This window comes from Paraburkholderia sp. HP33-1 (genome assembly GCF_021390595.1).
Lineage (GTDB): Bacteria > Pseudomonadota > Gammaproteobacteria > Burkholderiales > Burkholderiaceae > Paraburkholderia.
The window spans coordinates 1600340-1616869 of sequence record NZ_JAJEJR010000001.1 but is presented as its reverse complement, the minus strand read 5'-3'; the positions used below and the strand labels follow the sequence as shown (position 1 = coordinate 1616869).

The window sequence follows — 16530 nt, the reverse complement described above, 5'->3', positions numbered from 1 at the left end:
CGGTTACGCCAGGCCGCCCCATTAGAAGCGGCCGAAACCCTTGTGTCAAGCGGGGTTGAGCCTGATCGGCGCAGTTTTAGAGGGGCGCTTTGCATGTTGCAGCAGAAAGACTGCCGATGCGGAGCAGCGACGCGCGCGTTTTGCGCCGCCCGGAATGTGGGATTTCGTCGAAGAGCGGAACCTGCTCAGCGCATGACGAGGTCGTGCGGGCAATAAAAAACCCGCGGCCATGACCGCGGGTTCTTTGATTTAGCGAGTAACAGTGCTGCTGGAAGCTTCGGCGTCAGCGCATTCTCATGCGCTTCGAACCTCAGTGCTTGACGACCTCCGATGCAGCATCCTTGTCCGGCTCAGCCCCAACCGGCGCCGAAGGCTTCGGCTCGTCTTCCGGCAACGCTTGCGGCACCCGTTCGAGTGCAAGCTCGAGCACCTTGTCGATCCAGCGGACCGGCACGATTTCGATCGCGTTCTTCACGTTGTCCGGAATCTCGGTCAAGTCCTTGACGTTCTCTTCCGGAATCAGCACCAGCTTGATGCCGCCGCGATGCGCCGCGAGCAGCTTCTCCTTCAGGCCGCCGATCGGCAGGACTTCGCCACGCAATGTGATTTCGCCCGTCATCGCGACATCGGCGCGCACCGGAATACCGGTCAACACCGACACCAGCGCGGTCGTCATCGCGATACCGGCCGAAGGACCATCTTTCGGCGTCGCCCCTTCCGGCACGTGAATGTGAATGTCCTGCTTCTCGAACGCTTCGTCCTTGACACCAAGACGACGCGAACGCGAACGCACGACCGACCGCGCCGCCTCGACGGATTCCTTCATCACGTCGCCGAGCGAACCCGTGCGGATCACATTGCCCTTGCCCGGCATCACCGCGGCTTCGATGGTCAGCAGATCGCCGCCCACTTCCGTCCACGCGAGACCCGTAACCTGGCCTACCTGATTTTCCTTCGCGGCCAGACCGAAGTCATACTTGCGCACGCCGAGGAACGTGTCGAGATTGCTGCCGTCGACCTTCGCCGCGCCTTCCGCCTTCTTCAGCAGCAGCATCTTCACGACCTTGCGGCAGATCTTCGAAATTTCACGCTCAAGCGAACGGACGCCCGCCTCGCGCGTGTAGTAACGAATGATGTCGCGAATCGCCGTTTCCGTCACATCGACCTCGCCATCCTTGAGGCCGTTGTTCTTCTTCTGCTTGGGCAAAAGATACCGCTGCGCGATGCTGACCTTCTCGTCTTCCGTGTAACCCGACAAACGGATCACTTCCATCCGGTCGAGCAACGGCGGCGGAATGTTCAGCGAGTTCGACGTCGCCACGAACATCACGTCCGACAGATCGAAGTCGACTTCGACGTAGTGATCCGCAAACGTGTGGTTCTGTTCCGGATCGAGCACTTCGAGCAGCGCCGACGACGGATCGCCGCGGAAATCCTGACCCATCTTGTCGACTTCGTCGAGCAGGAAAAGCGGATTGCGCACGCCGACCTTAGTCAGGCTTTGCAGGATCTTGCCCGGCATCGAACCAATGTACGTACGACGGTGGCCGCGAATCTCGGCTTCGTCACGTACGCCACCCAAGGCCATGCGCACAAACTTGCGGTTCGTCGCACGTGCGATGGACTGGCCGAGCGAAGTCTTACCGACACCCGGAGGCCCAACGAGGCACAGGATCGGCGCCTTGACCTTGTCGACACGTTGCTGGACTGCGAGATACTCGAGAATGCGTTCCTTGACCTTTTCGAGACCGAAGTGGTCTTCGTCGAGCACGCGCTCCGCATTCGACAGGTCGTTGTTGACCTTGCTCTTCTTGCGCCACGGCAAGCCGATCAGCGTGTCGATGTAGTTGCGCACGACCGTCGCTTCCGCAGACATCGGCGACATCAGCTTGAGCTTCTTCAGCTCGGCGTCGGCCTTCTTCTTCGCTTCCTTCGGCATACGGGCAGCCGTGATGCGCTTCTCGAGTTCCTCGAGATCCGCACCTTCTTCCCCCTCGCCGAGTTCCTTCTGGATCGCCTTGACCTGTTCGTTCAGGTAGTACTCGCGTTGGCTCTTCTCCATCTGACGCTTTACGCGCCCTCGGATACGCTTTTCGACCTGCAGGATGTCGATCTCGGCTTCGAGTTGCGCGAGCAGATGCTCGAGCCGCTCGATCACCGGGAACATCTCGAGGATGTGCTGCTTCTGGTCGAGCTTGAGCGGCAGATGCGCCGCGATCGTATCGGCGAGACGCCCAGCCTCGTCGATCCCCGACAGCGACGTCAGGATCTCCGGCGGAATCTTCTTGTTCAGCTTCACATACTGGTCGAATTGCGACACGATCGCGCGACGCAGCGCTTCGGTTTCAGCGCTGTCGGCGTGGTCGGGTTCGAGCGGCATGACTTCGCACGAGAACTGCGTTTCCTGTTCTTCGATGGAAAGCGTCTTCGCGCGCTGCAAGCCTTCGACGAGCACCTTCACGGTACCGTCGGGCAGCTTCAGCATCTGCAGGATGTTGGCGATACACCCTACTTCGTACATGTCCTTTTCGGTCGGCTCATCTTTCGCAGCCGTTTTTTGGGCGACGAGCATGATGTGCTTGCCGCCTTCCATCGCTGCTTCGAGAGCCTTGATCGACTTCGGGCGGCCTACGAAGAGCGGAATCACCATGTGCGGGAAAACGACTACGTCGCGCAGCGGGAGCAGCGGCAGCGTAATGCGTTCCGGCGGGAGGAGTTGGGTTCCTGACATTTCATTTCCCCATGAGTGGAATCAGTTCGTTCGATAGGTGAGGCCAGCAGAAAATATTGCAAGCCTTCGCGTGTGGGAAAAGTTCAGTGACTCCGAAAGTTCAGTGACTCCATAGTGAGAACAACCAGCCTGACCACACGATAAACGAAAAAGCCGTTCACGTCGCCATGAACGGCTTTTTTGCAGAACTCGAAAGCCGATCAGTTCGAACCCGCGACCTTCGGCGCGTCTTCGTAGATCAGCAGCGGTTTGCCGTCGCCGTCGATAACGTTGTCGTCAATGATGACCTTGCTGACACCTTTCATTTGCGGCAGGTCGTACATCACATCGAGCAGCGCCTGTTCCAGAATCGAACGCAATCCCCGCGCGCCGGTCTTGCGGCGGATCGCCTTGCGTGCCACGGCCTGCAGCGCGGCCGGACGAATTTCGAGCTCGACGCGCTCCATGCTGAAGAGCTTGTGGTACTGCTTGACCAGCGCATTTTTCGGTTCGACGAGAATCTTCATCAGAGCCGCTTCGTCGAGCTTGCCGAGCGTGGCGACCACCGGCAGACGGCCGATCAGTTCCGGAATCAGGCCGAACTTGATCAGATCTTCCGGCTCGACTTCGCGCAGCACTTCGCCGGCGTCGCGGTCCTGCTTGCTCTTCACGCTCGCGCCGAAGCCGATGCCGGTCTTCTCGGTACGATCGACGATGACCTTCTCGAGGCCGTCGAAGGCACCGCCGCAGATGAACAGAATGTTCGTCGTATCAACCTGGATGAAGTCCTGGTTCGGATGCTTACGGCCACCTTGCGGCGGCACCGATGCCATCGTGCCTTCGACCAGCTTCAGGAGAGCCTGCTGAACGCCTTCGCCCGACACGTCGCGCGTGATGGACGGGTTGTCGGACTTGCGGCTGATCTTGTCGATTTCGTCGATATAGACAATGCCGCGCTGGGCCTTGTCCACCTCGTAATTGCAGTTCTGCAGCAGCTTCTGAATAATGTTCTCGACGTCTTCGCCGACATAGCCGGCTTCCGTCAGCGTGGTTGCGTCGGCAATCACGAACGGCACGTTCAGAAGGCGCGCGAGCGTCTGTGCGAGCAACGTCTTGCCTGAACCGGTCGGGCCAATCAGCAGGATGTTGCTCTTCGACAGCTCGATTTCATCCTTCTTGTCGAGATGCTTGAGGCGCTTGTAGTGGTTGTAGACCGCAACCGCGAGGATCTTCTTCGCGCGCTCCTGACCGATCACATACTGGTCGAGAATTTCGCGGATTTCCTGCGGAGTCGGCAGATCGGACTTGGACAAGCCCGCCTCGATGCCCGCGCCCGCAGCCTCGTCGCGAATGATTTCGTTGCAAAGGTCGATACATTCATCACAGATGAACACCGACGGGCCAGCAATCAGTTTCTTGACCTCATGCTGACTCTTGCCGCAGAACGAGCAATACAACAGCTTTTCGCTGTTAGAACCTTTCTTGTCCGCCATAGATGTGTGAGCCTCCGGACACCGGATTACATAATACGCCGTTTGCCCCTGCCACGCAGTTTGGGCGCGGCAGGGCTAGTTAGCAGGATAACGGCGCTTGCCGCAAACGCCCGGACGGAAGTTGGTCATTCACAACCGACCCGATGACGGTTTTGCCACAACAGTGGGCAAAACAGCGGGGCAAAACCGTACCAGATCAGGGACGCTTGTGCGCCACCTGATCGACGAGGCCGTAAGCTTGCGCGTCATCACCGGACATGAAATTGTCGCGGTCGGTGTCGCGCGCTATACGCTCGACGGGCTGACCGGTGTGGTGCGCGAGCAGATGATTCAGCCGATCCTTCAGGTACAGGATTTCACGCGCCTGGATTTCGATGTCCGATGCCTGGCCGCGCGCGCCGCCGAGCGGCTGGTGAATCATCACGCGCGAATTCGGCAGCGCGAAACGCTTGCCCTTCGCACCGGCCGCGAGCAGGAACGCGCCCATGCTTGCCGCGAGTCCCATACACAGCGTCGAGACGTCCGGCTTGATGAACTGCATCGTATCGTAGATCGCCATACCCGCCGACACCGACCCGCCCGGGCTGTTGATATAGAAATAGATGTCTTTGTCCGGATTTTCGCTTTCGAGAAACAGCATCTGCGCGACCACCAGATTGGCCGTCTGGTCGTTCACTTCGCCCACGAGGAACACGATGCGTTCTTTCAGTAGACGCGAATAAATATCATACGAGCGCTCGCCCCGGCCGCTCGTTTCCACGACGATCGGCACCAGACCGAGTGCCTGCGCTTCGAGATCCCGGGACGACTGGGAGGTCAACGTGTCCAGCATTTGGGCGCGAAAGGTCATGCAATGGATCCTTGTCTGGAAATAGTCTGAATATTAGCCGCTGGACACAGGTTGGTGCGACGAGCCCGTATTCAAGTGCAGTCTGATGTGTGCGCCGCACGACCTGATCCGGTGCGTCACACATTTTCACGGCACAAAAAAACGGCGTGCGGGCCGTCGGTCGCTCCGACAGCCGGCACGCCGTTGCAGCGACGCTTACGCCTGCGCCGTTGCGCTTGCCAGTTCTTCGAAGCTCACTTCCTTGTCCGTCACCTTGGCCTTGCTGAGGACGAAGTCGACGACGTTGGCTTCAACGACATACGCTTCCATTTCAGCAAGACGTTGCTGGTTTGAATAATACCAGCGGACGACTTCCTTCGGGTCTTCATAGCTTTTCGCGAATTCGTCGACTTCGGCGCGGATCTGCTCCGGCTTCGCCTGCAGTTCGTTCGCCTTCACGAGCTCGGCCAGCACGAGGCCCAGCTTCACGCGGCGCTCGGCCTGCTCCTTGAACATCGCGGCAGGGATCGGCGCGTCCTTGGCGTTCGGCACGCCGCGCTGCTCCAGATCCTGGCGAGCCATCGCGACGAGGCGTTCCTGATCCTGTTCGATCAGCGCGTTCGGCACGTCGAGTTCCGAGATCTTCAGCAGTGCGTCCATCACCTGATTCTTGACGATGGCTTGCGTGCGACGCTTCGCTTCACGCTCGAGGTTGTCCTTGATCTCGGCGCGCATCTTGGTCAGATCGCCGTCTTCGATGCCGAGCGACTTCGCGAATTCGCCGTTGACTTCGGGCAGATGCGGCCATTCGATCTTCTTCATCGTGATCGTGAATTGCGCCGTCTTGCCTGCCACTTCCTTGCCGTGGTAGTCGTCCGGGAACTTCAGGTCGAATTCCTTCGCTTCGCCAGCCTTCAGGCCGAGCGCGGCTTTTTCGAATTCCGGCAGCATGCGGCCTTCGCCAAGGATGAAGCCGAAGTCTTCGGCGTTACCACCCTGGAATGCTTCACCGTCGAGCTTGCCGAGGAAGTCGACCGTCACGCGATCGCCGTCTTTCGCGGCCGTGTCCGCGCCGCCGTCGCCGTGCTCGCCGGATTCACCACGAGCGTGGAAGTGCACGCGCTGCTTGCGCAGGATGTCCAGCGTGCGGTCGATTTCCGCTTCGCTGATGGTGGTCGTGGTGCGCTCGATTTCTGCCGTGGCGACGTCGCCCAGCTTCACTTCCGGGTACACCTCGAAGGTCGCGTCGAACGCGTAGCTGCCTTCAGCGGCGTCGGCCTTCGGCGCGAAGCTCGGTTGACCCGCGACACGCAGGTTTTCGGTGCGGCTGATATCGAAGAATTCCTTGCCGACCTTGTCGCTCAGCACTTCGGCTTCCACCTGGCCCGAATACTGTTGCGTCACCATCTTGAGCGGCACCTTGCCCGGGCGGAAACCCGGCATGCGCACGTTCTTCGCGAGTTGACGGATACGCGAATCCACTTCCTTCTGCACGGCATCCTTCGGCAGGGAAATCGTCACGCGGCGTTCGAGCTTGCCGAGGTTTTCAACAACGTTAGCCATGGCTTCAATCGTCCTAAAATTATTCGAGCGAATCAGTTATCTTCTCGTGCCGCCTGTCGATGTCGCTTGGCATCGGCTTGCGTCGCCGATTGCATCGACCAGGCGCCTGCGCCGCGGGCTTGCAGGCCGCTGGCAGCACGGTTGAGTCCAAAGAGCCGAATATTTTAGCAAACTATTTGCGCGCCTAACCGGGATTCGATGATTGCATCGACTTTTCCCCGCATTCCGGGGATTTTGATGGCCATTTTCGGGTGGTTTTGACACCAGCGGAGCGGTCAGCCTCTGGCGTCGTGATCCGATCCGCACCGGGCATTCCTCCGCCGTTTTTTTGTCCCGCGACGAGGGTTCGTGCAGACGCTCGCGCGCACCCGCGGCCGACGCGTCGTTGCGGCGATCCCCTATGCCGTTCGACCTATTCAGCCGACGCCCCCATGCTGCTAAGCTAACGCACTCGGTCGAGCCGCCAGCAGCCGGTCGCCCGCCGCCGGTCGCCCGCAGCCGGTCGCTTCACCCGCTTCAGCAACCGCTTACAACGACTCAAACCTCTCCGAGACACCATGCCGAATTCGTCGCCCTCGCCTGTCGTCGTCATCGCTCCCGATTCATTCAAAGGCTCGCTCAGTGCGGAACAGGTCGCGCAGGCCATCGCATCCGGCATCCTGCGCGCACGCCCCGACGCCAGCGTGCGCATCTGCCCAATGGCCGACGGCGGTGAGGGCACGCTCGACGCCATGCTCACGAGCGGCGGCGAGCGCCGCGCGCTCAGCGTGCAAGGCGCGGCCGGTCCGACACGCGAAGCGCTGACGGGCCTGCTCGCGGATGGCAGCGCAATCATCGAAACGGCGGAGATCGTCGGCATAACGGACCCGGTCGGCATGGGCGTGCCGGTCGAGGCGCGCAGCACGCGCGGCATGGGCGAGGCGATTCGCGCGCTGCTCGACGCTGGCGTGCGGCGTTTTTTCGTCGCACTCGGCGGCAGCAGCACGAACGACGGCGGCGCCGGCCTGCTCGCCGGCCTTGGCCTGCAGCTCTTCGATGCGCAAGGCAATGAGCTCGACGGCACGCCCGAGCAACTGGCGCGTATTGCACGGGTCGACGTGTCGCAGTTAGATACGCGGCTTGCCGACACGCAGTTCATCGGCATGTCGGACGTCGACAACCCGCTCACCGGCGAGCACGGAGCAACCGCGATCTTCGGCCCACAAAAAGGCGTCAAGCCCGAACAGGTCGCGTCGATCGACGCGGCGCTCGCGCGCTTCGCCGATCTGCTCGAAGCCGCGCTGGGCCGCACCGCGCGCGACAAGGCGGGCGCCGGCGCGGCGGGCGGGCTCGGCTTCGCGCTGCACATGCTCGGCGCGCAGTTCGAGCCGGGCGCGGAAACGGTTGCGCGGCAGATCGGCCTCGACGCCGCGCTTGCTGGCGCCGACTGGCTGATCACCGGCGAAGGCCGCTCCGACGTGCAGACGCTGCACGGTAAGGCGCCGTTCATCGCATGTGCGCATGCGCGGGCCGCGGGCGTGCCCGCCACGCTGCTGTCCGGCGCGGTCGATCCCGCCGCGCTGCCGCGTCTTGCCGAATACTTCAGCGGCTGCTTTTCGCCGGCGCCGGGGCCGATCACGCTCGACGTCGCAATTCGCGACGCGGCGCGCCTGCTCGCCAACGAGGCCGAGCAGCTGACGCGCCTGAAATACGGCGTGCGTTGACCCGCAAAACGGTTGCAGCAACAATCACAGCGCCACGACCGTTCCACTCATCACGGGGTGACCATGAAGGACTCCGCCAAAGCCGGGCTCGAGCAGTTCCTCACATACCGCCTGCACGTGCTGAACAAACTGGCCGAGCGCGGCATCAGCGCGCGCTACGCGGCGAAGCTCGACGTGACGCTGCCTGAAGCACGGGTGATTGCATCGGTGGGGTCGTTCGGGCCGTTCTCGATCATGGAACTGGCGCGGCATGCCAATCTCGACAAAAGCCAGGCGAGCCGCGCAGCCGAAGCCCTGATCCGGCAGGGACTCGTGCAGCGCGAAGCGAGCGCCGCGGACGGCCGCGTCGTACTGGTTTCCTTGACGCAGGAAGGCCGCGCACTCTACCGCAAGGTGATGCCGATCGCGCGCAAATGGAACGACGATTTGTTCGACTGCCTCGACGAAGAGGAAAGGGCCGCGCTCGGCGCGGCGCTCGATAAGGTGATCAGCACGATGAACGCGCGGGAGTCATAACGCACGGCGAACCCGCAGTGTTTGAAGCGCGCCGTTTCACGGCATCGGGTGGCGCGTGTCAAAATTGAGGATTGGCCAACTTGCCTTCATCCTCTTTTTCATTCAGGGACGTTTCAGTGGACATCAACAAACAGGTCGCGGCACTCACCGCGTCGGAACTCCAGACCGCCGGCGCGAGCCAGGCGACTGCGATCGCGCTCAGCGTCGTGCTGCGTCATCTTCGTTCGCCGGAGCTGGCGAAACTGTTGACGTCGGCATTTGAAAATCATCAGGCGGTGATGCTGCAAACACCGTGGCCGGACCAGATGCTGCAGGCGTTCGAATCGACGCGCCGCTTCCTCGAAGGCGCCGCGCAGGCGGAACTACCGGGATCGCAGGATGCGTCGGGAGCGCCGGACGCCTGAGAAGGCCGCCGAGCAGGACAACGGTCTTCCAGAAACCGCGCAAAAAGAAAAACCCCGTCGGTCCAAAGACTTGACGGGGTTTTTCTTGACTACCAACAAGTGGTGCGAGGGAGGGGACTCGAACCCCTACACCCTTGCGGGCGTCAGGACCTAAACCTGGTGCGTCTACCAATTTCGCCACCCTCGCAGCCGGGTACGCCGCGATGCGTCGCGCCCGATTGTCCTGTGCACTCCCAACCGCGCTAAACGCGCGTCCGAAAGCGTAAGCGCGAGATTCTAACCGATTGATCCGCGCTTGTCTGCATTCAGCGGCATCTGCGCGCGCGGCGCCGATGCTACAATTTTCGGCTCGGCGAAAAAGGCGCCGCGACGGACGCCGGCGCCCTTCTCGACTAGCCCTTCCCCACGCACCCATCCCGTGAATTTCGACGATTATTGCCAGCAAAAAGCGGCGCCCCCAGGATCGAGCACCTACTATGCGCTTCGCCAGGCGCGCGCAGCGAGTCAGCCGCTGTTGACGGCGCTCTTCGCGCTGCGTCGCGAGTTCGAGGAAACGGTCAAGGAAACGAGCGACCCCGCAGTCGGCCGCACCAAGCTCGCGTGGTGGCAAAAAGAAATCGCCGCGCTTGCCGCGGGCTCGCCGTCGCATCCGGTTTCCGAGGCGCTCGCGGCCTATCTGCCTGACGCGCAGGCCGAATATCCGGCTCTGCAGGAACTGCTCGCCGGCTTCGAGATGGATCTCGACCAGGCGCGCTATCTCGACTATCCGAACCTGCGGCGCTATGTGCGCGGCGTTGGCGGCAATTTTGCATCGCTGGTGTCACGCGCCGCGGCAACCGGATCGGCCAACGGTGCCGCGCCAGCGTCGGAGTGGGCCGCCTCGCTCGGCGAGGCCCTGATGCTCGCGCAGTTCGTCGCCGAAACCGGTAACGATGCGCGACACGGCCGCATCTACGTTCCGATCGACGAGATGCAGCGCTACAACGTCACCGCCGCCGATCTGATCAACCGCAAATACACCGACGCGTTCACCGAGCTGATGCGCTTCCAGACGCATCGCGCGCGCGCCGCGGTTCAGACCGCGCTCGCCGAGGTGCCCGCCAGCGCGCGGCGGACGCAGCGCACGCTGCTCGCGCTCGCAGCGCTCGCGTTGGCGTTGCTCGATGAAATCGAGCGCGACGGTTATCACGTGCTGCATCAGCGCATCGCGTTGACGCCGATCCGCAAGCTATGGATTGCGTGGCGCGCGAAATAGACACAGTGAGTGAAAAGGCAGCCACACTGAGTGCCTCGGCGCGCTGAGCTACGCATAAGCGCCCAAACACCCGGACGCTCAAGCCCGCAGCAACGGCAGCGGCTCGAACTGCTGCTGCAGAATCGCCGACGCGTCGAGCCCCCACCAGGGCCCGAGCACCGTCGCATAAAGCTGGCGAAAATCCACGCCGACCGGCAGGTTGCCATTCCCATCGAGTCGCGCAAGCACCGGTGGCACGCCGTACAAACCGCCCTGCACGCGACCGCCTGTGACGAAGTGCGGCGCCACCGTGCCGTGATCGGTGCCGTTGCTCTGGTTTTCGCGCGGACGGCGCCCGAACTCCGCGTACGTCATGACGAGCGTCTCGTTCCAACGGCCCAGTTCGACGAGCGCGGCGTGCATCGCGGCCATCCCTTCCGCGAACTGTTTGAGCAACGCGGCCTGCTGACCCGGCTGATTCTGATGCGTATCGAAACCGTTCAACGTTAACCGGATCACGGCCACGCCCTGCCCGCTCAACGGATGCTCTCGCGACGCGCGTCCGCCGGCGGCTGCATTCACCGTGTCCGACGCGGCCAGCACCTGCATCGCCGTTTTAATCGAGCTGCCGAACGCGCCGCCGGGAAACATCGTCTTCAACTGCGGCTGCCCTTGCCGCGGCCGCAAACGATCGGCCGCTTTCACGATGTCGTTTTCGATGTCGAGAATATGCGCAAGCGCCAGATTTCGCTCGTGCAAGGACACCGGCGTCGCGAGCCGTGAGGCCTTGACGAACTGCGCCGGATTGACGAGCGCAATCGCGCGGGCGCCGTTCGCGAGCGGCCCCATTTCGGCGCTGCCGATCACGACGCCGTCGGCCGCGAAACCGGCTGGCACCGGACGCATCGCGAACGCGCGCGTGAGCCAGCCGTCGCACAGATACTGATCGGAGCGCGACGCGGTGTCCCAGATCTCGATCGAGCGGAAATGCGACAGGTTCGGTTGCGCGTAGCTGACGCCCTGCACGATCGCGAGCTGTCGGCTGCGCCACAGCGGCATCAGCGGCTGCAACGCGGGATGCAGCGCGGTGCGCTCGTCGAGCTGCATCATTTGTTCGCGTTTGATGCCGATGTTTTTGCGCAGCGTGTAGTACGTGGGATCGGCAAACGGGATCACAGTGTTCAAACCGTCGTTGCCGCCTTTCAGCTCGATGAGGATCAGCAGGTTGTCGTAACCGCGGGTCTGCGCGATCAGCGCTTGCGATGCATTCGACGCCTCCTGCCACGGCGCCCCCATCGCGTCGTCCGCGCCGAACGCGCGAGACAGGCATAGCGACGCGCCGGCGGCCGCGCTCATCGAAAGAAAGCTGCGTCGTTTCATGCTTCACCTCGTTGTGATCAGGTCCGCGCCTGTTGTCCCGCCGCCAGCGGTCCGCCCGCTGCAATGACTGCCAATAGGTCGACTATTTCAACTGGTACGCAGGGTCCATCAGCAAGGCTTCGAGGTAAGCGCTCGCGGTCGAATCGGTGGCGATCGCATTGACCGGCGTGAACGGCAGCACCGCGTGCTGCAATTGCAATTCGGCCGACAGCCCAGGTTTCGCGGCCGGTGAGGCGTTGTAATGCGCGAGCCAAGTCACGATGTCAAAGCGAACGCCACCCCGGCCGGTGGGCGCCATGACGCGCTGCAGCGTCGGGGTCGCCTGATTCGCGGCGAGCGCTGGCCGCGCATCGCTCGCTGCGCTCTTCGCGCCGGCCGCGCCGTTCATGCGAGGCGCCTCCATGCTCTCGGTCGCGCGAAACAGCTGCTCGACGAACTGCTTGCGCGCGAGCAGCGTCGAGCTGTTGATCCACGACGCGCCGCCCGGCCATCCTTTGACGTTTGGCGGATAGAACAGGTTCTGGCCGAGCGCGCGAATCTGCGCGGCGAATGGCGCGGTGTCGTCGTAGCCGACATCGAATGCGCGCAGCGCGCCGATCACGAACTCGACCGGCGACTTCACCAGCACGCCGCGATTGTCGTCGCTCCAGAACGCATCGCTTAGAAAGAGCCCGTGGAGCACGACCTTGATGTCATAGTCGCTCGCGCGAAACCGCTTGGCGATTGGCTCGATGCGCGCAGGGTCCGGCGTGTCGGAAACGAACTCGCGCCAAAGCTTCGTCGTGACGAACGTCGCGGTCTCGGGTCGCGCGAGCAGGATATCGAGCACCTGGTCACCATCGAACGGGCCGGTTTGTCCAAGCACGGTCTTCTCGCCGTCGTCGTGCTGGTTCGCGCGCCACGCATAGGCCTGCGTGTCGGGATCGAGACTCCAGCCGGTGTATGCGCGCGCGGCCTCGGCGACGTCGCGCTGCGTATAGCGCCCCTCTCCGAGAGTGAATAGCTCCATCACCTCGCGTGCGAAATTTTCGTTGGGCTTGCCTTTGCGATTGCTCGCGCCGTCGAGGTACTGCAGCATCGCCGAATCTTTCGCAACGTCATGCAGCAGTTCACCGAAATGGCCAAGCGCGTGCTGGCGCAGCAGCCGATTCTGCCGCGCCATCAGCTGCGGATATTGGACCTTGTCCTGCCCCGACGTGAAGTGGTTGTGCCAGAACAGCGTCATGCGTTCGGTGAGCGGCGAAGGCGTGTTCAGCATCTCGCGCACCCACCATGCGCGTAATAGTTCGTAACGCTGTCCAAGGAGCTTTTGTTGCTCGCGACGTTGATCCGGCGTCCATGTGTTGCGCTCGGCGCGCGTCGGAACCGGTTCGAACACCCAGTCGGGTGGTAGCGATATGGCTTCGCTGCGCGCATTCGCGAGTGCCTTGTCGACTGCCTGAGCACGTGTGAGTCCCGCATATTGCGCGAGCTCAGTGTTATCAGGCGCGAAGCCAATGCGGGTCAGGAAAAAGCGCGCGTCGTCGATGTCGAGGAGGTTTTGCTCGCCGTCCGTGGTGACCGATGCCGCAGGTGCCGCCGACGCCACGCGATGCCCACCGTGCGCGGCACGCGTCGTGCGTGGCTGCGCGAGCGCGACCGATGAGGCGTAGCTCAACGCGGCCGTCACGCCAGCCGGCACGGCAACCCGCGGGACGCCATTCACACGTCGAAGAAGTTTCATCATCGCTGATCCGTTTTGCGTGACGTCGCGAGCCGAGGCGCTCGCATGAGCAAAATGCGCCGGTGCTGGCGACTCAACGGAACAGCGGATCAGGTAGTTGACGCTGAAGATGCAACAGGATTTTTCACGCGGCGATGCGCGCGCAAGAGACGCCGAAATGCGGAGACTACCGCTTGTACAACTCGCGCACGGCGTCTTCGATATGCTGCCGCAGCAGCCGACGCTCTTCGGGCGTCATATGCCCGTCGCGGCGACGTTGATCGAGATCAGGGGGAACTGCGGCACGCAGAATCACGTCAGAGGCAGGCTGATCGATGCTCGCCTTATGGTGGCTGGCTCTGCCGCTGCCGGAGCGGGGCGCATGGTCGCTCGCCGCTCTGTCCGCGGGCGGCTGCGCATGGGCGAGCGTTGGACCCAGTGTGCCTGCGAGCGTACCGGCTACCGCCAGTGCAATCACGCTCAGGCGCACATTTGGCCAAACCCCTCCCTTCATGTTGTTCCCTTCGTGGCGCGGCAACCGGCTACCTCAGATGCGTATACAAACCCCGGTAACAGCCGGGTGCGAGAGTTTTGTCGAGTGAAGTATCCACCGAACAGCCGCATTCAGTAAAGGAGTCTAAACGCGCATACTTTACGTCGTGCCATACCGCGGGTAAATTTTGTAACCGACTGTAACCCCAGAAATGGTGTAACCGCGCACCACTTTCTAATCGCGCTAAGATGCCGACCATGGAAACCAAAAACCCTTCGAAAATCCTCGTCGTCGACGACGATCCACGCCTGCGTGATCTTCTGCGCCGCTACCTCGGCGAGCAGGGCTTCAACGTCTATGTCGCCGAAAATGCCCCGTCAATGAACAAGCTCTGGGTGCGCGAGCGCTTCGATCTGCTGGTGCTCGATCTGATGCTGCCCGGCGAGGACGGCCTGTCGATCTGTCGGCGTCTGCGCGGCAGCAACGATCGCACGCCGATCATCATGCTGACGGCCAAGGGTGAGGATGTCGATCGCATCGTCGGCCTCGAGATGGGCGCCGACGACTATCTGCCCAAGCCGTTCAATCCGCGCGAACTGGTCGCGCGGATTCACGCGGTGCTGCGTCGGCAGTCGCCGTCGGAATTGCCGGGCGCGCCGTCCGAGACCACCGAGGTGTTCGAGTTCGGCGAGTTCGCGCTGAATCTCGCCACCCGAACGCTGACCAAGGCCGGCCAGGAAATTCCGCTCACCACGGGCGAATTCTCGGTGCTGAAAGTGTTCGCGCGTCATCCGCGGCAGCCGCTGTCGCGCGAAAAGCTGATGGAACTGGCGCGCGGCCGCGAATACGAAGTCTTCGACCGCAGCCTCGACGTGCAGATCTCGCGTCTGCGCAAGCTGATCGAACCGGATCCAGGCAGCCCCCGCTTTATTCAGACCGTCTGGGGCCTCGGCTACGTCTTCATCCCCGACGGTGCAGCCTGAGTTCGTGTTCCATTTGAGTGTCGACCAGAGGAGGCGCTTGAGTGCTTACTCTGGTCCCACGAAGAATATTCTCTGTCTTTGACTTCACATAAGAAGGGCCCATGCGGATCGACCGGCGCCTCCTGACGCTCGCGTTCGGTGGCCTTTTCTGGCGCACGTTTCTGCTGATCGCACTGTTGATCGCAGTCAGTCTCGCCGCGTGGTTCCAAAGCTTTCGCGTGATCGAGCGGGAGCCGCGCGCGCAGCGCGTGGCTCTGCAACTCGTCGCGATCGTGAAGCTCACGCGCACCGCACTCCTCTATTCCGATCCCGACCTGCGGCGCGCGCTGCTGCAGGATCTGGAGAGCAATGAAGGGGTGCGCGTGTACCCGCGTGAAGCCACCGACAAATACAAACTCCAGCCCGACGAATCGCTGAATCGACTAATCGAGCACGACATCCGCGGCCGCCTCGGCGACGACACCGTGATCGCGCAGAGCGTGAACGATATCAACGGCGTGTGGATCAGCTTCAAGATCGACGACGACGATTACTGGGTCGCACTCGACCGCGATCAGCTCGACAACGCGACCGGCCTGCAATGGGCCGGCTGGGGCGTGTTCGCGCTCGCGCTGTCGCTGTTCGGTGCGGCATTCATCACGAGTCTGGTGAACCGGCCGTTCGCGCGTCTCGCGATGGCCGCGCGCAGGGTCGGCTCGGGGCAATCGCCCGAACCGCTGCCCGAGCGCGGCATGGGCGTCGCCGCCGAAACCAATCGAAGTTTCAACCAGATGGTGCGCGACCTCGAACAGCTCGAGGCGGACCGCGCGCTGATGCTCGCGGGCATCTCGCACGATCTGCGCACGCCGCTCGCGCGGCTGCGGCTCGAAACCGAAATGAGCCCGTCCGACCAGGCCACCAAGGACGCGATGGTCGACGACATCGAGCAGATGGACATGATCATCGGCCGCTTCCTCGATTACGCGCGTCCCGTGCAGCGCGTGCCGGAACCTGTCGACCTCTCGGTGATCGCGGGCGAACTCGCCGCGCGTATGCAAAGCGAGGACAGCATGCGGCTGATCACGCGGCTCGCGCCCTCCGCGGTGATCGAGGCCGATGAAACCGACATGCGGCGGGTGGTCGGCAATCTGCTCGAGAACGCGCGCAAATACGGCGGCAGTGAAGGCGACGGTGTGCCGCACGTGATTCTCGAAACGCGCGTGTCGCATTCGCGCGTCGAACTCTCGGTGGTCGACGAAGGCCCCGGCATTCCCGAAGACCAGCTCGCGCTTGTCACACGGCCGTTCTATCGTGTGAATTCGGCGCGCACCCAGGCCAACGGCACGGGCCTCGGCATGGCGATCGTGCAGCGGCTCGTCGCGCGTTATCGCGGCGCGCTGCGTCTGCGCAACCGCTCGCCCGGACCAGGGCTCGAAGTGACGATCGAATTTCCGCTCGCGAAAGGCGCGTGAGCCGACGACGCACGGCTCGACAGGCTACCGCCATTCGAACCGTGCCGTTGTTGCGACTTCCGAAGGAGC

At 62.6% G+C, this 16530-nt stretch carries 13 protein-coding genes and 1 tRNA gene; 6 read left to right on the top strand and 8 right to left on the bottom strand.

All coding sequences use genetic code 11. The features are described from left to right. Positions 1 to 310: 310 nt before the first annotated feature. From lon to tig, 4 genes are all read right to left on the bottom strand, one after another. Positions 311 to 2731 (bottom strand): endopeptidase La, encoded by a 2421-nt coding sequence (lon, locus tag L0U81_RS07335; protein WP_233801261.1) that lies wholly within the window; start codon positions 2729 to 2731, stop codon positions 311 to 313. 200 nt (positions 2732 to 2931) lie between these two features. Continuing rightward, positions 2932 to 4203 (bottom strand): ATP-dependent Clp protease ATP-binding subunit ClpX, encoded by a 1272-nt coding sequence (gene clpX / locus L0U81_RS07330; protein WP_013089402.1) that lies wholly within the window; start codon positions 4201 to 4203, stop codon positions 2932 to 2934. Positions 4204 to 4399: 196 nt separating this feature from the next. Next, positions 4400 to 5053, bottom strand: coding sequence for an ATP-dependent Clp endopeptidase proteolytic subunit ClpP (clpP, locus tag L0U81_RS07325; RefSeq protein WP_013089401.1), 654 nt, complete (start codon positions 5051 to 5053; stop codon positions 4400 to 4402). Between the two features lie 195 nt (positions 5054 to 5248). Continuing rightward, the gene (gene tig, locus L0U81_RS07320) at positions 5249 to 6595 is read right to left on the bottom strand and encodes a trigger factor (protein ID WP_233801259.1); all 1347 of its coding nucleotides are present in this window, start codon (positions 6593 to 6595) and stop codon (positions 5249 to 5251) included. Positions 6596 to 7152: 557 nt separating this feature from the next. Between tig and L0U81_RS07315 the strand changes: the two genes are divergently transcribed. The 3 genes from L0U81_RS07315 to L0U81_RS07305 all read left to right on the top strand — a co-directional run bounded on the left by L0U81_RS07315 (position 7153) and on the right by L0U81_RS07305 (position 9218). Next, entirely contained in the window at positions 7153 to 8298 is a 1146-nt protein-coding gene (locus L0U81_RS07315; RefSeq protein WP_233801257.1) for a glycerate kinase, read from the top strand. 63 nt (positions 8299 to 8361) lie between these two features. Continuing rightward, positions 8362 to 8814, top strand: coding sequence for a MarR family winged helix-turn-helix transcriptional regulator (locus L0U81_RS07310; protein WP_233801255.1), 453 nt, complete (start codon positions 8362 to 8364; stop codon positions 8812 to 8814). 116 nt (positions 8815 to 8930) lie between these two features. Next, positions 8931 to 9218: a hypothetical protein gene (locus tag L0U81_RS07305; protein ID WP_233801253.1), complete on the top strand. Its 288-nt coding sequence runs from the start codon at positions 8931 to 8933 to the stop codon at positions 9216 to 9218. Positions 9219 to 9318: 100 nt separating this feature from the next. On the opposite strand, the gene L0U81_RS07300 is transcribed toward L0U81_RS07305, so the two are convergent. Further along, positions 9319 to 9405: transfer RNA gene (locus L0U81_RS07300), tRNA-Leu, on the bottom strand. A gap of 231 nt (positions 9406 to 9636) precedes the next feature. Here L0U81_RS07300 and L0U81_RS07295 point away from each other — a divergent pair. Further along, positions 9637 to 10473 carry a squalene/phytoene synthase family protein gene (locus L0U81_RS07295; protein WP_233801251.1) on the top strand — a complete coding sequence of 279 codons (837 nt, stop codon included), beginning with the start codon at positions 9637 to 9639 and terminating at the stop codon, positions 10471 to 10473. Between the two features lie 78 nt (positions 10474 to 10551). On the opposite strand, the gene L0U81_RS07290 is transcribed toward L0U81_RS07295, so the two are convergent. The 3 genes from L0U81_RS07290 to L0U81_RS07280 all read right to left on the bottom strand — a co-directional run bounded on the left by L0U81_RS07290 (position 10552) and on the right by L0U81_RS07280 (position 14048). Continuing rightward, on the bottom strand, positions 10552 to 11832 hold the full coding sequence (locus L0U81_RS07290) for a DUF1501 domain-containing protein (RefSeq protein ID WP_233801249.1): 1281 nt from the start codon (positions 11830 to 11832) through the stop codon (positions 10552 to 10554). A gap of 82 nt (positions 11833 to 11914) precedes the next feature. Next, positions 11915 to 13558, bottom strand: a complete 1644-nt coding sequence (locus L0U81_RS07285) for a DUF1800 domain-containing protein (protein ID WP_233801247.1) — start codon at positions 13556 to 13558, stop codon at positions 11915 to 11917. A gap of 163 nt (positions 13559 to 13721) precedes the next feature. Beyond that, entirely contained in the window at positions 13722 to 14048 is a 327-nt protein-coding gene (locus tag L0U81_RS07280; RefSeq protein WP_233801245.1) for a hypothetical protein, read from the bottom strand. A gap of 227 nt (positions 14049 to 14275) precedes the next feature. Here L0U81_RS07280 and ompR point away from each other — a divergent pair, with 227 nt between their 5' ends. Together ompR and L0U81_RS07270 are read left to right on the top strand one after the other, a co-directional pair. Further along, complete coding sequence (gene ompR / locus L0U81_RS07275; RefSeq protein ID WP_006048917.1) at positions 14276 to 15010, top strand: osmolarity response regulator transcription factor OmpR; 735 nt, start codon at positions 14276 to 14278, stop codon at positions 15008 to 15010. A 101-nt stretch (positions 15011 to 15111) separates the two neighbouring features. After that, positions 15112 to 16461, top strand: coding sequence for an ATP-binding protein (locus tag L0U81_RS07270; RefSeq protein WP_233801243.1), 1350 nt, complete (start codon positions 15112 to 15114; stop codon positions 16459 to 16461). Positions 16462 to 16530 lie beyond the last annotated feature (69 nt).